1 protein-coding gene is annotated in these 1,163 nt (G+C 44.5%); it reads right to left on the reverse strand.

Annotated features, from left to right (window positions below; translation table 11 throughout):
• Positions 1-2: 2 nt before the first annotated feature.
• Positions 3-1,163, reverse strand: a 1,161-nt coding sequence (gene tuf, locus FB6_RS16515) for an elongation factor Tu (protein ID WP_217427351.1), incomplete at its 5' end; no start/stop codon positions are given.

Consider the following 1,163-nt stretch of genomic DNA (forward strand, 5'->3'; position numbering starts at 1 on the left):
GATTATGCAGTTACTTTAGCAACTACACCAGCACCAACTGTACGACCACCTTCACGGATCGCAAAACGTAGACCTGGGTCCATTGCGATTGGGTGGATCAATTCTACTGACATTTCTACGTTGTCACCAGGCATTACCATTTCCACGCCTTCTTTCAACTGGATCGCACCAGTTACATCAGTTGTACGGAAATAGAATTGTGGACGGTAACCGTTAAGGAATGGAGTGTGACGACCACCTTCTTCTTTAGAAAGTACGTATACTTCTGCATCGAATTTAGTGTGCGGTTTGATTGAACCTGGTTTAGCCAATACTTGACCACGCTGAACGTCTTCACGTTTAGTACCACGTAGAAGAACACCACAGTTCTCGCCTGCACGACCTTCGTCAAGCAATTTACGGAACATTTCAACGCCAGTTACAGTTGTTTTAACTGTATCTTTAATACCAACAATTTCAACTTCTTCGCCTACTTTCACGATACCTGATTCAACACGGCCAGTTACTACTGTACCACGACCAGAGATAGAGAATACGTCTTCGATTGGCATCAAGAATGCTTTGTCGATAGCACGTTCTGGTTCTGGGATATAAGTGTCAAGCGCTTCAACAAGAGCAAGAACTGCAGATTCGCCATATTGACCAGCGTCACCGTTAAGTGCAGCAAGTGCTGAACCACGGATAACAGGAGTGTCATCACCAGGGAAGTTATAAGTAGAAAGAAGTTCACGAACTTCCATTTCTACCAATTCAAGTAATTCTTCGTCGTCAACAAGGTCACATTTGTTCAAGAACACAAGGATGTAAGGTACACCTACTTGGCGAGACAAAAGGATGTGTTCACGAGTTTGTGGCATAGGACCATCAGTCGCAGCACATACAAGGATCGCACCGTCCATTTGCGCAGCACCAGTAATCATGTTTTTAACATAATCGGCGTGTCCTGGGCAGTCTACGTGAGCGTAGTGACGAGTTGGAGAATCGTATTCTACGTGTGAAGTATTAATTGTAATACCACGTGCTTTTTCTTCTGGTGCAGAGTCAATTGCTGCGTAATCTTTCGCTTCACCGCCGTAAGTTTTTGCACAGATAGTTGCAATTGCAGCAGTTAAAGTAGTTTTACCATGGTCGACGTGACCAATTGTGCCCACGTTTACGTGTGG

It is taken from the genome of Acinetobacter bouvetii (assembly GCF_902753875.1).
Taxonomy (GTDB): Bacteria; Pseudomonadota; Gammaproteobacteria; order Pseudomonadales; family Moraxellaceae; genus Acinetobacter; species Acinetobacter bouvetii_A.